Annotated in this window: 12 protein-coding genes; all 12 read right to left on the bottom strand. The window is 60.6% G+C overall.

Annotated features, from left to right (window positions below):
* Nucleotides 1-56: 56 nt before the first annotated feature.
* Nucleotides 57-2534, bottom strand: coding sequence for a RelA/SpoT family protein (locus HMPREF2980_RS05915; RefSeq protein ID WP_070690773.1), 2478 nt, complete (start codon nucleotides 2532-2534; stop codon nucleotides 57-59).
* A gap of 365 nt (nucleotides 2535-2899) precedes the next feature.
* Nucleotides 2900-4084 (bottom strand): protein translocase subunit SecF, encoded by a 1185-nt coding sequence (gene secF, locus HMPREF2980_RS05910; protein ID WP_070690770.1) that lies wholly within the window; start codon nucleotides 4082-4084, stop codon nucleotides 2900-2902.
* Nucleotides 4085-4086: 2 nt separating this feature from the next.
* Nucleotides 4087-5778, bottom strand: a complete 1692-nt coding sequence (gene secD / locus HMPREF2980_RS05905; protein ID WP_049362687.1) for a protein translocase subunit SecD — start codon at nucleotides 5776-5778, stop codon at nucleotides 4087-4089.
* 99 nt (nucleotides 5779-5877) lie between these two features.
* Nucleotides 5878-6237: a preprotein translocase subunit YajC gene (gene yajC, locus HMPREF2980_RS05900; protein ID WP_049345512.1), complete on the bottom strand. Its 360-nt coding sequence runs from the start codon at nucleotides 6235-6237 to the stop codon at nucleotides 5878-5880.
* A gap of 408 nt (nucleotides 6238-6645) precedes the next feature.
* The gene (gene ruvB, locus HMPREF2980_RS05895; protein WP_172855776.1) at nucleotides 6646-7632 is read right to left on the bottom strand and encodes a Holliday junction branch migration DNA helicase RuvB; all 987 of its coding nucleotides are present in this window, start codon (nucleotides 7630-7632) and stop codon (nucleotides 6646-6648) included.
* Between the two features lie 172 nt (nucleotides 7633-7804).
* Entirely contained in the window at nucleotides 7805-8425 is a 621-nt protein-coding gene (gene ruvA / locus HMPREF2980_RS05890; RefSeq protein WP_005505871.1) for a Holliday junction branch migration protein RuvA, read from the bottom strand.
* Between the two features lie 231 nt (nucleotides 8426-8656).
* Nucleotides 8657-9346 (bottom strand): crossover junction endodeoxyribonuclease RuvC, encoded by a 690-nt coding sequence (ruvC, locus tag HMPREF2980_RS05885; RefSeq protein ID WP_070690767.1) that lies wholly within the window; start codon nucleotides 9344-9346, stop codon nucleotides 8657-8659.
* Nucleotides 9347-9596: 250 nt separating this feature from the next.
* Complete coding sequence (locus HMPREF2980_RS05880) at nucleotides 9597-10355, bottom strand: YebC/PmpR family DNA-binding transcriptional regulator (protein ID WP_005508777.1); 759 nt, start codon at nucleotides 10353-10355, stop codon at nucleotides 9597-9599.
* Between the two features lie 133 nt (nucleotides 10356-10488).
* Nucleotides 10489-11256: a type 1 glutamine amidotransferase gene (locus HMPREF2980_RS05875; RefSeq protein ID WP_070690764.1), complete on the bottom strand. Its 768-nt coding sequence runs from the start codon at nucleotides 11254-11256 to the stop codon at nucleotides 10489-10491.
* Complete coding sequence (locus tag HMPREF2980_RS05870) at nucleotides 11256-12539, bottom strand: Mur ligase family protein (RefSeq protein WP_070690762.1); 1284 nt, start codon at nucleotides 12537-12539, stop codon at nucleotides 11256-11258. The genes HMPREF2980_RS05875 and HMPREF2980_RS05870 overlap by 1 nt, the downstream gene beginning before the upstream one ends.
* A gap of 78 nt (nucleotides 12540-12617) precedes the next feature.
* Nucleotides 12618-13817, bottom strand: a complete 1200-nt coding sequence (locus HMPREF2980_RS05865; RefSeq protein ID WP_070690760.1) for a hypothetical protein — start codon at nucleotides 13815-13817, stop codon at nucleotides 12618-12620.
* A 507-nt stretch (nucleotides 13818-14324) separates the two neighbouring features.
* Nucleotides 14325-14900, bottom strand: a complete 576-nt coding sequence (locus HMPREF2980_RS05860) for an HIT family protein (protein WP_070690757.1) — start codon at nucleotides 14898-14900, stop codon at nucleotides 14325-14327.
* Nucleotides 14901-14973: the final 73 nt, after the last annotated feature.

Raw genomic sequence — 14973 nt, 5'->3', positions numbered from 1 at the left:
AAGTGGCTTTTCGAAACACATGTGGCTTCTCAGCGTAAGTCAGCGTAGAGAAGTATTTACGCTTCCGAGGGCTTCGCGCCGGTCAGGCGGTACGCCTTGTACACGCCCGTCACGTTACGGACCACGTTCAGCACGTGCTCCAGCATGAAGCGGTCACCCAGCTCCAGGGCGAAGCGGTCCACCACGGTACGATCCTCCGAAGTGTGCACGCGCGCATCCAGAATGTTCACGCCCGACTCAGAAATCGCACGGATCAGGTCGCTCAGCAGGCCCTTACGGTCCAGCGCCTCCACCTGAATCTGCACACGGTACGTAGCGGTCGGCGAAGACGCCCACTCGACCGTGGTCACGCGCGGCTCCTCGTCAGCGTTACGCATGTTCGGGCAGTCGCGGCGGTGCACCGAAATGCCGTTATAACGGGTCACAATGCCGATAATGTCATCCGGCGGAACCGGGGTGCAGCAACGCGCAATCTTCGTCAGCACACCCTCAGCACCCGGCACAATCACACCGTTATCGCCAATCGCCTTGCGGGTCGACTTCAGCAGCGTCTCGTCAAAGTCGCTGACCTCAACCTCGGGTGCCGGCTCGTCGCCGCGGTGCACCTCAACGAGGGTGTCAATGACCTGCTTCGGCGCAATCTCGTGCTCACCAATCGCACGGTACAGCGACGCCACATCGTTCTTGTGCAGCAGCTGAGCCACCTGAGTCATTATCTCCGGGCTCATCATCTTCTGCAACGGCAACTCACTGTTACGCATGCTCTTAGTGAGCATTTCGCGGCCGGCGAGCAGCGCCTCCAGGCGGCGTTCCTTCGCGAAGTACTGGCGGATCTTCGTGCGAGCGCGTGAGGAGCGAACGAACTTCAGCCAGTCCTCGCTGGGTCCGGCGTCCTCGTTCTTCGTGGTCATAATCTCCACGGTCGCGCCGGTGGGCAGGACCGTGTGCAGCGGCACGAGGCGGCCGTTGACCTTCGCGCCGACCGTACGGTCGCCGACTTCACTGTGGATAGCGTAGGCGAAGTCCACAGGGGTGGAGCCGTTGGGCAGGGCGATTGCCTCGCCGTTGGGGGTGAGCACCACGATTTCGTCGGTGTCGAGGGTGTCAGCGAGCGACTCGTAGAACTTCTCCGACTCCGGGTTGGAGTTCGAAATCTCCGCAATAGACTGCAGGATGCCGACGTTCATCATCGCCGAGGTCTGGGTGCCTGGCTCCTTCGGGTCCTTAGCGGGCGCGCCGCCACGAGCCGCGACCTTCTCGCCGCGCGATGCCGCCTTGTAGCGCCAGTGCGCAGCCACACCGTACTCAGCTTCTTCGTGCATCTTGTAGGTGCGGATCTGAATCTCAAGCGGCAGGTTACCCGGACCGTACACGGTCAGGTGCAGCGACTGGTAGTTATTGTTCTTCGGGTTCTTAATGTAGTCCTTGAAACGGCCAGTCATCGACGGCCACAGGGACAGCACGTGGCCGAGCACGGTGTAGCACTCCGCCTCTTCCTCAACCATGATGCGCACGGCAAGGATGTCGTTAATCTCGTCGAAGCTACGGCCCTTCGTCTTCATCTTCTGATGAATCGAGTAGTAGTGCTTGGGGCGGCCGGTCACGGTCGCCTCAATGCCGACCTGTGACAGGCGCTCCGTAATCTTGGTGCGCGCCTCGTTCAGGAACTTTTCGAGCGCGGGGGTGCGTTCGCCAACCATGCGCACCATTTCGGCGTAAATTTCCGGGCTCATGGCGGCGAAGGACAGGTCCTCCAGCTCCCACTTAATCGTGTTCAAGCCCAGGCGGTGCGCGAGCGGCGCGTAAATCTTCAGGGTCTCCTCCGCCTTCTTCGCGGCAGAAGCCTGCGGCACAAAACGCCAGGTGCGGGCGTTGTGCAGGCGGTCGGCAAGCTTGATGAGCAGCACGCGAATGTCCTTGCTCATGGACAGCACGAGCTTACGAATCGTCTCGATGGAGGCGTTCTCACCGTACGTCATCTTGTCCAGCTTGGTCACGCCGTCGACCAGGTAGGCGACTTCCTCGCCGAAATCCTCGGTGAGCTGCTCCATCGTGTAGTCGGTGTCTTCCACCGTGTCGTGCAGCAGGCCGGCGGCGAGCACGGGGCCGGTCGCGCCCATCTCCGCAAGAATCGCGGTCACAGCCACCGGGTGGGTGATGTACGGGTCGCCGCTCTTACGCTTCTGGCCCTCGTGGTAGTGGTTCGCCACCTCGTAGGCGCGCTGCAGCACCTGAATGTCCTCATCCGGGTGGTAGCGGCGCACGGCACGCACGACCGGCGCAATCATCGGGGAGAAACGGATGGTGCCGCCGTGCGAATCGGAGGCCTCCATCTTGCTGCTGCGGCTACCGAAGACGAGGCGGTTCGGCACACGTCCGCCAGCAGCCATGACGCGGTGCGAGCCGCGCTTCTTCTTCGCATCAGACGAATCAGTTTCAGGTAGAGGAATCGGGCCAGCGGGCCGAACCGCAGGCTTCTCGGCGGTCCCTGCAGGGTTCTCAGCGTTGGTGTTCACGGCAGGTTCTGCACTCATTCCGGGCTCCTTTGGACGTAACAGCGATGACCTGAGCCCCCGAATCTGCTCGTCGTTGAAAGGCGTGGATGCGGGCGCGCAGTATCTTCTACCTTTATCCTACCCAGCACGCGGATATGAGCCAAAATATGCGCGTAAACTATGCCGCACTGTGACACATTAGGCCGGTGAAATATTAGGCCGGCGTACATGAGGTGGTTCAGCGGGGCATGAGGGAGGCGCTACTCCCCCGATTCTGTTGCCCCGCGCCGCCGTGGAAAGAAACCAGCGGGCACAAACCAGCGGGCACGCTAAAGGGGAGCCGACACCTTTTGGTATCGACTCCCCTATCGTTAGCAGCGCCAGTAGCGCTGGCGGAACGTTGGCTAACCGTTCAGGTTCACGCGGTGAATCTCAATGGTTGCACGTGCCGGCTTCTTAGCGGGCTTCTCGGTTGCCTTCTCGTCCTCTGCGGAATCCTCGGACTCCTCAGACTTGCTGGACTTCGCAGCCTTCTCAGCCTCGGCGGGCTCCTCCGAAGAATCACCCTCAGCATCGTCAGCATCCTCAGCGTCCTTGAAGCTGCCGCTCTCCACCTTCGCGGTGTGCTCACGAATCTGAGCCTCACCCAAACGCAGCGAAGCATACAGCGGCGCAGACACGAACAGCGTGCCGAACATGCCCACCAGAATACCCACAAACAGCGACAGGGACAGGTCCTGCAGAGTACCCGCACCCAGGATGAACGCACCAATGAACAAGATCGCGCCCACCGGCAGAACACCCACAATAGCGGTGTTAATCGAACGGACCAGGGTCTGGTTCACGGCCAGGTTAATCTGCTCGGCAAAGGTCGTGTCGCGGCGTTCCAGCACATCCTCGGTGTTCTCACGGATCTTATCAAACACCACCACCGAGTCGTACAGCGAGTAGCTCAGAATCGTCAAGAAACCAATAATTGCACTCGGAGTGATCTCGAAGCCGAACGCGGCGTACAGGCCAACCGTCACCACCACGGTGAAGAACAGGCCCGCAATAGACGCCAGCGACATCTTCCAGGTGCGGAAGTAGAACGCCATACCAATCAGCGCAAGCACCACAAACGCGACCAGGCCCCAGAACGCCTGACGGGTCACATCCGCACCCCAGGTCGGACCCACAAACGAAGAGGTCACGTCATTCTCAGAGACGCCGTAACCCTCCTGCAGAGCCGCCTTCACCTGCAGAGTCTCATCATCGCTGAGCTTGCTCATCTGGGCACGAATCGTACCCGGCGCAATATTGGTCACGCGAACATCCGAAGCGTCCTTCGCCTTCTCGTGAATAATGCGCTCACCCGTAGCAGTATCAACGTGCACGGTCTTCGAGACCACGAACTCCGAACCGCCACGGAAATCAATACCCAGGTTGAAGCCGCCACCAACAGCCGGAATCAGAACCGAAACCGCCATCAGCACAGTAGCCAGCACCAGCCACAGGCGGCGCTTACCCACGAAGGGGTACGAGCGGGCACCCGAATGCAGGTCATTACCGAAGCGGGCAAAAGCATTAGGTTTCACATCGGTAGCCATGCTTAGCTCTCCTTCTTCTCATCAGAAGCAGACTCGTCAGCCTCAGCGGCAGCACGCTCTGCACGGCGACGCTCAGCAATGCTCAGCTGCTTCTCCTCCGGGCTGCGGAGGCGACCGGCACCACGGTACAGCGGCGTAGCGCCCAGCGACTCAGGCGACAAGCCCGAGTGGCGGTGACCCTCACCGAAGTAACGAGTATTCGCCAGCAGAGTCAGCATCGGGTGGGTGAACAGGTACACGACCACAAGGTCAGCAATCGCAGTCAAACCAAGGGTGAACGCGAAGCCCTTCACCGAACCAACCGACACCACGTACAGCACCACAGCAGCCAGCAGGTTCACAGCCTTCGACGCCAGGATAGTGCGGGATGCACGCTGCCAACCGTGGTTCACCGCCGACGGGATTGTGCGGCCCGCACGGATCTCATCACGGATACGCTCGAAGTAGACGATGAACGAGTCAGCCGTAGCACCAATCGCCACAATCAGACCCGCCACACCAGCCAGGGACAGGCGGTAGTTCAACGCCCAACCCAGCAGCGCAATCGCCTCATACGAAATGATGCCAGCCACAACCAGCGACATCATCGTGACAAAGCCCAGCAGACGGTACTGGAACAGCGAGTAGACAAACACCAGCAGCAGACCAATCAGGCCGGTCAGCAGACCCACACGCAGCTGCTCCGAACCCAGGGTCGCAGAAATCTGCTGCTCCGACTGGATCGTGAAGCTAATCGGCAGGGCACCGTACTTGAGCTGATCGGCGAGAGCCTTCGCCTCCTGCTCAGTGAAGTTACCGGTAATCTGCGGCTTACCGTCAGAAATCACTGCCTGCGACACCGGGGAGGACAGCACCTTGCCGTCCAGCAGAATCGCGAAGCGGGCACGCGGATCATTTGCGTTCTGCGCACGAATCGCGTTCAGGCGAGAAGTAATGTTCTGGAACTTCTCACGAGCAGCATCGTTGAACTGAATGTTCACAGCCCAACGGCCCGTAGTCACGCCCTGACCGGTCGTCTCCTGCGAGTGGCTTGCGGTAGAAATATCGCTACCGCTCAGCTCCACAGGACCCAGAATGTACTTCTCCTGACCGTCAGTGGAACACGCCACCATCGGCTTAGTCGGGTCAGCACTATCGGCATCCTCATTACGTGCCGCGGTGCAGTCCTTCGCCTCGTACTGCTTGTACAGGTCCGCAGTAATCCAGTTACGGTCAGAGCCGTCAGTCGGCTCCGCGGAGGGCTTGGGCAGCTTATCGTCCGCAGTGCGGGCATCCTCAGCCACCGCAGTACCGGCACCAGACAGCAGCACCGGGCGGAACGTCATATTTGCAGACGCCTGAATCAGCTGACGAGTCTCAGCGCTAATCGTTCCGGGAACCGAAACAACTACGTTATTGCCCGAGCCGAAGGAGGTGGTAACCTCCGCCTCCGAAACGCCGGCACCATCAACGCGCTGACGAATAATCTCAACCGCCTGGTTCAACTGCTCCTGGGAGACGTTCTCATCCGAAGAGCCATTGACCTTCGGAGAAAGAATCATTTGAGTACCACCCGAAAGGTCCAGGGCGAGCTTCGGTGCCCAAGAACCTCCCGAGTAGGTGGTGCCGAAAATACCGGCAGCCATAACAACCATGAGCAGGACCATCGAGAGGAGTGCCCCTCGCGCGGCTGCAAGCGGTGAACGCTTAGCCATAATGTTCCTTCTTCGTGTGAATAGTATTGAGTGTTCTACAGATTCCGTAACGCGAAAACCCGACGCCGCTCACTGGGCGCCGGGCTCATACGCTCTGAATTACTTAGCAGTATCAGAAGAGGTATCGGAAGCGGGAGCTTCGGATGCGGTAGCCTCGTACACGTCCTCGGTCAGGGGCGCCGCGGGGGCTTCCTCCTCAACGACAGTCATAATCGCGTTCAGTGCCAGGGTGATAACAACACCGTCCGCAATCTGAAGCTGCAGCTTGTTGTTCTCAAGGTCAGTGCTGACAACGGTGCCGTAGATGCCGGAACCAGTCATCACCTGGGTGCCGGGGACGAGAGACTGCTGCATTGCGCGCAGTTCCTCCATCTGCTTACGCTGACGCTTCTGTGCAGAGAACATCATCCATGCCAGCAGCGCCATCATGGCGATCATAATCAGGAGGTTAAAATCCATGGTCTCACTTTCACATCCGCACCCGTGCCGCTCACCGCGAGGGTTGAGCGTACCAGAAGGTGTGGAATCGTAGATACAGTACGTATCCATCCTACGCGAGAGCATGAGCTTTAGCGCCCCGAACCAGCGTTTTTGTGAGGTTAACCTGAGTTTTGGACTCTCTCGGCGTAATTTTATGTCGCCGGTAAAGACCAGCAGAGCCCGGCAGAGCCCATTGGAACCCGACAGCGCCTGCAGAACCGGTAGAAGAGCTACCGCGCCCGCGCAGAAGAGCTGCCGCGCCTGCGCAGAAGAGCTGCCGCGCCTGCAGAAAAGCTACCGGGGCGCAGAGAAGCCCGCGGGAGGCTGATACCTCCCACGGGCTACTACTGTGTTATCAACTGATGCGGCCCTAAAGCTGATACGGGTCTAGAGCTGAATCTCCGGCGCTTCCAAGCCGAGGTGCTCCCACGCCGCGGGCAGAGCCACACGACCGCGCGGGGTACGACCGATCAGGCCCTCACGCACCAGGTAGGGCTCGGCAACCGTCTCCACGGTCTCCGTCTCTTCACCCACCGCAATGGCGAGGGTGGACAGACCCACCGGGCCGCCGCCGAACTTGTGAATCAGCGCCTCCAGCACGGCGCGGTCCAGACGGTCCAGGCCGCGCGAATCTACCTCGTACATGTCCAGCGCGGTTGCGGCATCGGTCGCATTGATGCGGTCCACGCCGTTCACCAACGCCCAGTCACGCACACGACGCAGCAGGCGGTTCGCAATACGCGGCGTGCCGCGGGAACGACCGGCAATCTCCGTGAAACCCTCGGAGGTAATCTGCATATCCATCAGACCAGCGCTACGGCGCAGCACCAGCTCCAGCTCCTCCACCGAGTAGAACTCCAGGTGACCGGTAAAGCCGAAGCGGTCACGCAGAGGACCGGGTAGCAGACCCGCACGGGTCGTCGCACCCACCAGAGTGAACTGCGGCAGCTCCAGCGGAATGGAAGTCGCACCCGCACCCTTACCGACCACAATGTCCACACGGAAATCTTCCATCGCCATGTAGAGCATTTCCTCAGCAGGGCGGCTCATACGGTGAATCTCATCCAGGAACAACACCTCACCGGGAGTCAGCGAAGACAGAATCGCCGCCAAATCACCCGAATGCTGAATCGCCGGACCGGAGGTAATGCGCAGCGGCGCCTCCATCTCTGCCGCAATAATCATCGCGAGAGTGGTCTTACCCAGACCGGGAGGGCCAGACAGCAGCACATGGTCGGCGCTACGACCACGCATCTTCGAAGCCTCCAGCACCAGGGACAGCTGCTGACGCACACGACGCTGACCCACAAAGTCGTCCAGGGACTTAGGGCGCAGTGCCGCCTCAATCATCTTCTCTTCGGGCTCTTCTTCCATCGCCACAAGGCGCTGGGCGGGAGCTGAAGACGCCTGAGTGCCGGGCACCTGACCGGGAAAATACCCGCCGGAAACCAGGGACGCCGCGGGCTGCGGCTCATAGGGATTCTGGCTCATAGAATTCTTCTTTCACAAAAGTTTGAGTGGGATACATCTGACAGGGGCGCGCCGTCTAGTGGCGGCCCACCGTGTTCTGAGTACCCAAGGAGGCGAGCACACCACGCAGAGCCACGCCCACCGGCTCAGTCTCTGCGGCAGGGTTGTGCTGCACGTAAGCGTCAATAGCGGCGGAAGCGTCCTTCTCGCTCCAGCCCAGGGAGGTGAGGGCGTCAAGCACCTGCGGCTTCCAGACAATGCCCTGGCTCAGCGGCAGCTCATCGGTCTGGCCATCGCTGAGAATCAGCTTGCCGGCAAGCTCCAGCACAATACGGCGGGCACCCTTCGGACCAATACCGGGAACCTTCGTGAACGCCTTATCGTCACCGGTCGCCACGGCGCGCTCCACCTCAGCGGCAGTGTGAACGCTCAACACCGCCAGAGCAATACGCGGACCAATACCGGAAACCGAAAGCATCATATCGAACACTTCACGCTCGGCAGGCTCCGAAAAACCGTACAGAGTCATCGACTCTTCACGCACAATCATGGTGGTCAGCACGGTAGCTTCCTCACCGGTGCGCAGCTTGGAGAGAGTACGCGCGGTAGCGTACACGAGCATGCCAAAACCGTTCACGTTAATCACCGCATGATCAAGGCCCACCTGAGCCACACGACCGGTCAGGGATGCAATCATTTCTCTCCACCTTTCAACACCGCGCCCAGGAATGAGGCTCGCGGCAGTGTGAGGACACCGGGAACTCCGGCACCCACAGAACGCACTCCCCCAGTTCAACGGGGAGACACTACAAGTATATTAGAATATTTCTTCTGAAATCAAGCATATATTCGAACTTCTTAGCGAATACATGCGAGTCAGCAGGAGGCAAGGCACAGACCCACGAAGGCACCTCTAGCGGCGGCATCTCTAGCGGCGAGCGCGCGCCTCCGCCTCCATCCAGGCACGCTGCGCCGGAGTCAACAACCCGCCACGGCGAGCCTGCGCCGGGCGTGAACCCTGGTGAGTCTGCGTCTGGGCCGCCATGTTGATACCCGAACCAATACCGCCGCCACGCCAGCCGTGACAGATCGCAATCGCCAGGGCATCAGCAGCATCGGCAGGTTTCGGCATGGAATCCAGCCCCAGAATACGGGTCACCATGCGGCCCACCGACGCCTTATCGGCGCGGCCGCTACCGGTCACCGCCGCCTTCACCTCTGAGGGGGTATGGAAGAACACCGGCACGCCGCGCATCGCCGCAGCAGAAATCACCGCGCCCGAAGCGTGCGCCGTACCAATCACCGTGTTCACCTGCTCCTGAGCGAAGATACGCTCAATCGCCAGGGCATCCGGCTTATAGGTGTCGAGCCAGTGGGAGGCGGCGTTGAAAATCCAGAGAATACGCTGGTCCAGGGACTCCGCCGGGATCGTGCCGGCAACACCCACGTTCACGAAGTGCGCCTTACGGTCGGCGGTCATATCGAGCATGGAGAAGCCGCAGCGGGTCAGACCCGGGTCAACACCCATGATGCGGGTTGCACCCGGCACGCGCTCCACGGCGGCGGCGGTACGGTTCTCACGCATGCTATCGCGTGAGGCAGGTTGAGCGGCAGCCATCATCTCCCCTTTCGGCAAACTCCCTAGAGAATCTCTAGATTTCAGTCCTCCAGAATCCTAGCACTCGGCACCGGGGCACGCCACGAGAACGGTCACCGCAAGTACGGTACTCCGCGCGCCCTCAAACGCCACATCTCCAGACGCTAAGAAGCCACTCCCCCAACCAGCCAGCCACCGTGCGGCGGCTCGGTCAAAGGAGCGGCTTCTTCAAGCATCAGATATCAGAATCCGAGTGATTACTCAGCTGTGATTACTCAGCTTCCAGCTCTGCCATAACCTCAGCAGAAACGTTAGCGTTCGAGTAGACGTTCTGAACGTCGTCGAGCTCTTCAATAGCGTCTGCCAGCTTCATGAACTTCTTAGCGCCCTCAGCGTCCAGGTCAACCTGCATGGTCGGGCGGAAGACCGGGTCGTCGTTGTTGTACTCCAGGCCAGCCTCGTCCAGTGCCTTACGGATCTCGGGCAGATCGGTCGGTGCGGAAACAACGGTGAACACGTCGCCCTCGTCCAGAACCTCTTCGGCGCCTGCATCCAGAACAGCCATCAGAACGTCGTCCTCGGTCAGACCGTCAGTCTTGGTGACCTCAGCAACGCCCTTACGCTCGAACAGGAACGCAACCGAACCCTGGTCTGCCATGGTGCCGCCGTTACGGGTCACAGCCAGGCGAACCTCAGACGCTGCGCGGTTACGGTTATCGGTCAGACACTCAATGTACAGAGCGGTACCCTGCGGGCCGCGTGCTTCGTACATGATTTCGGTGTAGTCAATGGTCTCACCGGTCAGGCCAGCGCCACGCTTGATTGCGCGGTCAATGTTGTCGTTAGGAACGGAGTTCTTCTTCGCCTTCGACACAGCCAGGTCAAGAGCGGGGTTACCAGCAATATCAGCGCCGCCCATACGTGCTGCAACTTCAATTGCCTTAATGAACTTCGCGAAAGCCTTCGCGCGCTTAGCGTCGATAGCAGCCTTCTTGTGCTTAGTAGTCGCCCATTTAGAGTGACCGGACATTCGTATCTCCCTTAGTCAAAACCTCTGCACGGACACGGCGAAACGCCCCGCGCACTGTACTATAACTCAATCAACTATACCGTAGCGGAGGCGCACACCACCTCAGAAAGTGCACGCCACCGCCAGGAATAGGCTAGCGGGGGCGGGACGCAGCCGAAGCGCGTGCCTTCTCCACCAGCGAGTCGTCAATCGTGTTCGGCGTGAACTCGCCAAACTTACGCTTAGCCGCCTGCTCAATCAGGTAGTCCGAAATCTTCGGGTTCTTCGGCAGCAGCGAGCCGTGCAGGTAGGTGCCAATCACGTTGTGCACGCGCGCACCCTCATACACATCGGTCACGTTGTTGCCCTCACCCTTGGTGACGGTAGCCAGCGGGGTGCAGCCGGAACCCAGGTAAGTCAGGCCCGAGTGGTTCTCAAAACCAATCACGGTGCCGAACTCCTCAGACTCCTCAACAATGTTGCCGATCAGGCGGTCATCGCCGCCGACCGTGTGCGCATCAAAAATGCCGATACCCTTCAGCACCTCACCCTCACGGGTGCGGAATTCCTTGCCGAACAGCTGGTACAGACCACAAATGACGAGCATCGGCACACCAGCCTCAGCCAGCGAGCGCAGCGTGTCACCGTTCGCGTGCAGGTCATCCTGAATCACGGACTGACCCGAGTCCTGACCGCCGCCACCCAGAATAATGTCAACATCTTCCGGGAAAGGCTGACCGGGGTTGTGGTCCAGAATCTGCACGTCAAAGCCGTGCGCCTGCGCGCGACGAGCCAACGCCAGAGTGTTACCCCAGTCGCCGTAAATGTTCATATCGAGCGGGTACAGCTGCAGAATACGCAGAGTCTTACCGTTATTGGGGCCGGAGGCGGGGGTGCCCTCAAAAGTGTGAGTTGCCGTCATTAGGAGACCCTCTCAACGTCAGTGATCTTTGCGAGCTCTTCACGCAGAGCCAGCATTGCGGTGTAGGTGCAGAAAATACGCATGGGCGCGTTACCACTGGAGGCAATGAAGCCCTTGAGCGCATCGGCAAGGTTCTCGTTGACCTCGTCAACCTTCACGCCGTCATGCTCCAGGCGCAGCGCCATATCCCAGGCACGCACACCCGAAACCATCTGCACGCCGGTCTTCTTCAAGCTGTCGAAGTCAACATCCCACAGCCAGGACACGTCACGACCGTCAGCGTACTGGTCGTTAATCGTAATCATGGTGGCGTAGTCGTCAGCGTTCGCGCTCGCCAGGGACAGGCGGAAACCGCTCGGGTTCTTCACCAGCAGCAGCTGCAGCGGGCGGCCGTTCACGTTCAGAGTCTCACCGCGACCGAAGGCGGGGGTAATCTTCGCCAGCTCCGCGATGAGCCTATCTTCGTTGAGCTTCTCCCCCATGACGGCGCGGGTCAGCGCCATAGCTCCAGCCGCGTTGAAGATGTTGTAAATGCCGTAGAGGTTGATCTCGCCGACTCGCTCCACACCCGCCAGGTCGAAGGTTGCGGAGGTGCCGGAGAACGCGGTCAGGGTGACGTCTGCCTCGGGCAGGGTTGCCTTCGCGACGGTGCCGCCGCGCATCTCATCATCCGAGGGGAAGTACGAGCGCAGGGACTCATCCAGGCCGTAATACTTGACGGTCACGCCAGGCTGCACGTTCTCAGCGAGGGAGCGGATGCGCGGGTCCTCACGGTTGAGCACCACGGTACCGGTCGTTGCGGAGGCGACGGTCGCCAACATGCGGCGGGTCGTGTCAATCTCACCGAAGCGGTCCAGCTGGTCACGCAGAACGTTCAGCAGCAGAGCGTAGTCGGGCTTGACGGCCTTCACGAAGTGCACGGCGTGCGCCTCATCCAGCTCAAGCACAGCAATATCAGCATCAAGCTTGCCGCCGAGGGTCATCTCGCCCAGCAGTGCCGCGGCGACACCGCGCACAAAGTTCGAACCGGTGCGGTTAGTGAAAACCTTCAGACCCTGAGCTTCAAGCAGCTGCACAGCCATCTTCGTGGTGGTGGTCTTACCGTTCGTACCGGAGACAACAACCACACCGTAGGGCAGCTTCGCGAGCTCTTCAGCAACGAAGTCGGGGTGCAATTTTTCCATGACAAGGCCGGGGAAGGCGGAGCCGCCGCCGCGAAGCTTAGTCGCGGCGCGTACGCCCTGGCCGAGAAGACGAATGAGGGGTTTGGACATGCTTACCATTTTAGTACACGCACGCCAGCGGCTGAATGGTCCGCTGGGCTCGTTCGCTCATGCCGGACGGGGCGGCAGACGGCGGTATTAGAACAGAGAACCCTGCACCCTCACCCGCGTGAACTCCTGCGCCGGCTCCACCAGCACATTCCGCCACGCGGCAGTATTCACCAGGAACGCCGCGTCAGCATCGCCGGTGTGGGCGCTCAAAAACTGACCCGCCGCGCCCGTGCAGAAGAAGCCAGCCGCCCCGCTCTCAGTACCGGAACCACCCAGACCAGATTCACAGGGCGCCAGCGGTTCGGGCGATTGCGCGCGCAGAGCCGCATACGGGCGGTTCATGGCAAGCGACGGAATCCACGGCTCATCCAGGGCGGTGAGCGGCACCTCCGGGTCGGTACGTGCTAGTTCGGCGAGCGCTTCGCGGGCGCGGGCAACCGCCTCCTGATGGGCAACACGAAGCTGCGCACCGGGCAGCGGGTTCGTCCAGGCGCGGTACTTGCTCGCCACCTGCTTGACCTGCGGAATCTTCGCGAGGGCGGTCACGGCGTCCTCGGCGCGGCGAATGGCAAGGCCGTCAGGTGCAAGCGCAATGTAGGTGGCGGTGGCGACCGCCTGCTCGTCCAGGCGGCGCGGGGTCGAATGCAGGGAGCTCGTGCCGACCTTGTGTGTACCGTCGGGGAAGGTCGCGATGTAGAGGCGGTGCTCCAGCATGGCGTAGGCGCGCATGGATTCGGTGAGCGTTCCGGGGTACAGGTGCGCGCTGTGCAGGGCGGTAAATTCGTCGCGGGCGGTGCAGCGCGGGCACTGCTGGCCACGCTGGATGCGGGTGCCTTCGGGGCAGGGTACGCGGCGGATTCCCGCGGATTCGGGGGCGGCGTCATTGCTCGTGCCGGTGGTGTATCCGGCGCAGTAGCGGTAGAGTTCCCCCTCGCTATCGCGCGGAATACGCAACCCCAGGTAGGCGCCGGGGGTCAGCGGAATCTGGATGCGAACCCCACTTGGAACGCCACGCTGCGCGGGGCTTCTTTCCTGGGTGGAGGCGCCCTCTCCCACCGCTTGAGATGCCCGGTTATGAGCTCCTTCAGGGACCCCTCCGGGCACGACCGGTTCCACCTCAATGAGCGGGCGGCGGTTGGACCAGCGGATCTGCCTCCAGATGAGTAGCTGCGGCGCGCCTGCAGAATCACAGGCGGCGACGTCATTACCGGCACCGGCACCATTACCGGCGGCGGGCGCAGCGCTAAACTCGTCGAAAGCAGTCTCAAGCAGGTTGGGGTAGTCCATAGCATTCCACTCTAGCGGGTCTGGCGGGTTCTTTCTCGCGGGGTGGGGGCGGTGCATCCGGGTATCGAACCATTGGCGGCGCATCTAAGCGTTCGATACAGGCGCACATCCTCGGAAAGCAAAAGAGGCCAGCGTCCTTCACGCTGATCCGCACCCCCGCAGTGTTGCCGTGCGTTCATGCACGACGGGGTGGGTTCTCAGCTGAGGCGCTGACCTCTGTGGTTGAGGCAGGGCGCTTACCCTGCCAAGCCCGAAAGCGATCGGTGACCGCTATTTTTCGGTGAGCTATGCGGTGTTTTTGGAAGCCGGAAGCTTCCCCGCAGCCTTGCTGCATTTAAAACTTTGCCATATCCAATGGACATAACATCATTCAAATACGCATCGACTGCCCAATCTGCGCATTTATGACGCAGAATTTCTATGCACTAGCTGGCAAATTGAAGCAATTAGTGCAAAATTTCAAAATCACCAAGCCACCCAGACTATCTGACGGATGATCCACGCCATCTAGCTGAGGCGAGCAAACCCCTCCGCAATCGCAGAACGCATATCGTCCAGCGTGCGGGACATGGTCTTGGTGTGAGCGATAATCGGCAGGAAGTTCGTATCCCCACTCCAGCGCGGCAGAATATGCTGATGCAGGTGATCAGCAATGCCCGCGCCGCCAACCTTGCCCTGGTTAATACCGATATTGAAGCCGTCATTATGCGACACCTCGCGCAGAACCTTCATGGCGAGCTGGGTCAGCTGCGCAATCTCTATGGTTTCTGCCTCGGTCGCGTCATCGTAGAACGGGATGTGGCGGTACGGGCAGACCAGCAGGTGCCCGGGGTTGTACGGGTAGAGGTTGAGAATCACGAAGGCATGCTCGCCGCGATGCACAATCAGCGACTCCTCGTCACTGCGGCTGGGCGCGGTGCAGAAGGGGCAGGTCTTCTCGGTGTAGTCCTTCTGGCCACCGCTCACGTAGGCGGTGCGGTGAGGGGTCCACAGGCGCTGGAACTGGTCCGGTGCGCTGGGCAGCTCGAAGGAATCCTGCACCGAGGCTGCGGTGCCGTGCTCGGGGGTCGTGTTCTCGCTCATAGTCCCATTCTATAACCCACACGCGGCAACAGGAACGCCCCGTCCGTCATGCGTGCCAGATATGAGATAACTC

Origin of the sequence: Rothia sp. HMSC076D04, assembly GCF_001814645.1 — a bacterium.
GTDB lineage: Bacteria > Actinomycetota > Actinomycetes > Actinomycetales > Micrococcaceae > Rothia > Rothia mucilaginosa.
This window is presented reverse-complemented; position numbering and strand designations above follow the sequence as displayed.

Excerpts from the sequence above, each read along its gene's own strand:
- HMPREF2980_RS05915 (WP_070690773.1), bottom strand. The coding sequence starts at position 2,534 with ATGAGTGCAGAACCTGCCGTGAACACCAACGCTGAGAACCCTGCAGGG.
- secF (WP_070690770.1), bottom strand. The coding sequence starts at position 4,084 with ATGGCTACCGATGTGAAACCTAATGCTTTTGCCCGCTTCGGTAATGAC.
- secD (WP_049362687.1), bottom strand. The coding sequence starts at position 5,778 with ATGGCTAAGCGTTCACCGCTTGCAGCCGCGCGAGGGGCACTCCTCTCG.
- yajC (WP_049345512.1), bottom strand. The coding sequence starts at position 6,237 with ATGGATTTTAACCTCCTGATTATGATCGCCATGATGGCGCTGCTGGCA.
- ruvB (WP_172855776.1), bottom strand. The coding sequence starts at position 7,632 with ATGGAAGAAGAGCCCGAAGAGAAGATGATTGAGGCGGCACTGCGCCCT.
- ruvA (WP_005505871.1), bottom strand. The coding sequence starts at position 8,425 with ATGATTGCATCCCTGACCGGTCGTGTGGCTCAGGTGGGCCTTGATCAT.
- ruvC (WP_070690767.1), bottom strand. The coding sequence starts at position 9,346 with ATGGCTGCCGCTCAACCTGCCTCACGCGATAGCATGCGTGAGAACCGT.
- HMPREF2980_RS05880 (WP_005508777.1), bottom strand. The coding sequence starts at position 10,355 with ATGTCCGGTCACTCTAAATGGGCGACTACTAAGCACAAGAAGGCTGCT.
- HMPREF2980_RS05875 (WP_070690764.1), bottom strand. The coding sequence starts at position 11,256 with ATGACGGCAACTCACACTTTTGAGGGCACCCCCGCCTCCGGCCCCAAT.
- HMPREF2980_RS05870 (WP_070690762.1), bottom strand. The coding sequence starts at position 12,539 with ATGGTAAGCATGTCCAAACCCCTCATTCGTCTTCTCGGCCAGGGCGTA.
- HMPREF2980_RS05865 (WP_070690760.1), bottom strand. The coding sequence starts at position 13,817 with ATGGACTACCCCAACCTGCTTGAGACTGCTTTCGACGAGTTTAGCGCT.
- HMPREF2980_RS05860 (WP_070690757.1), bottom strand. The coding sequence starts at position 14,900 with ATGAGCGAGAACACGACCCCCGAGCACGGCACCGCAGCCTCGGTGCAG.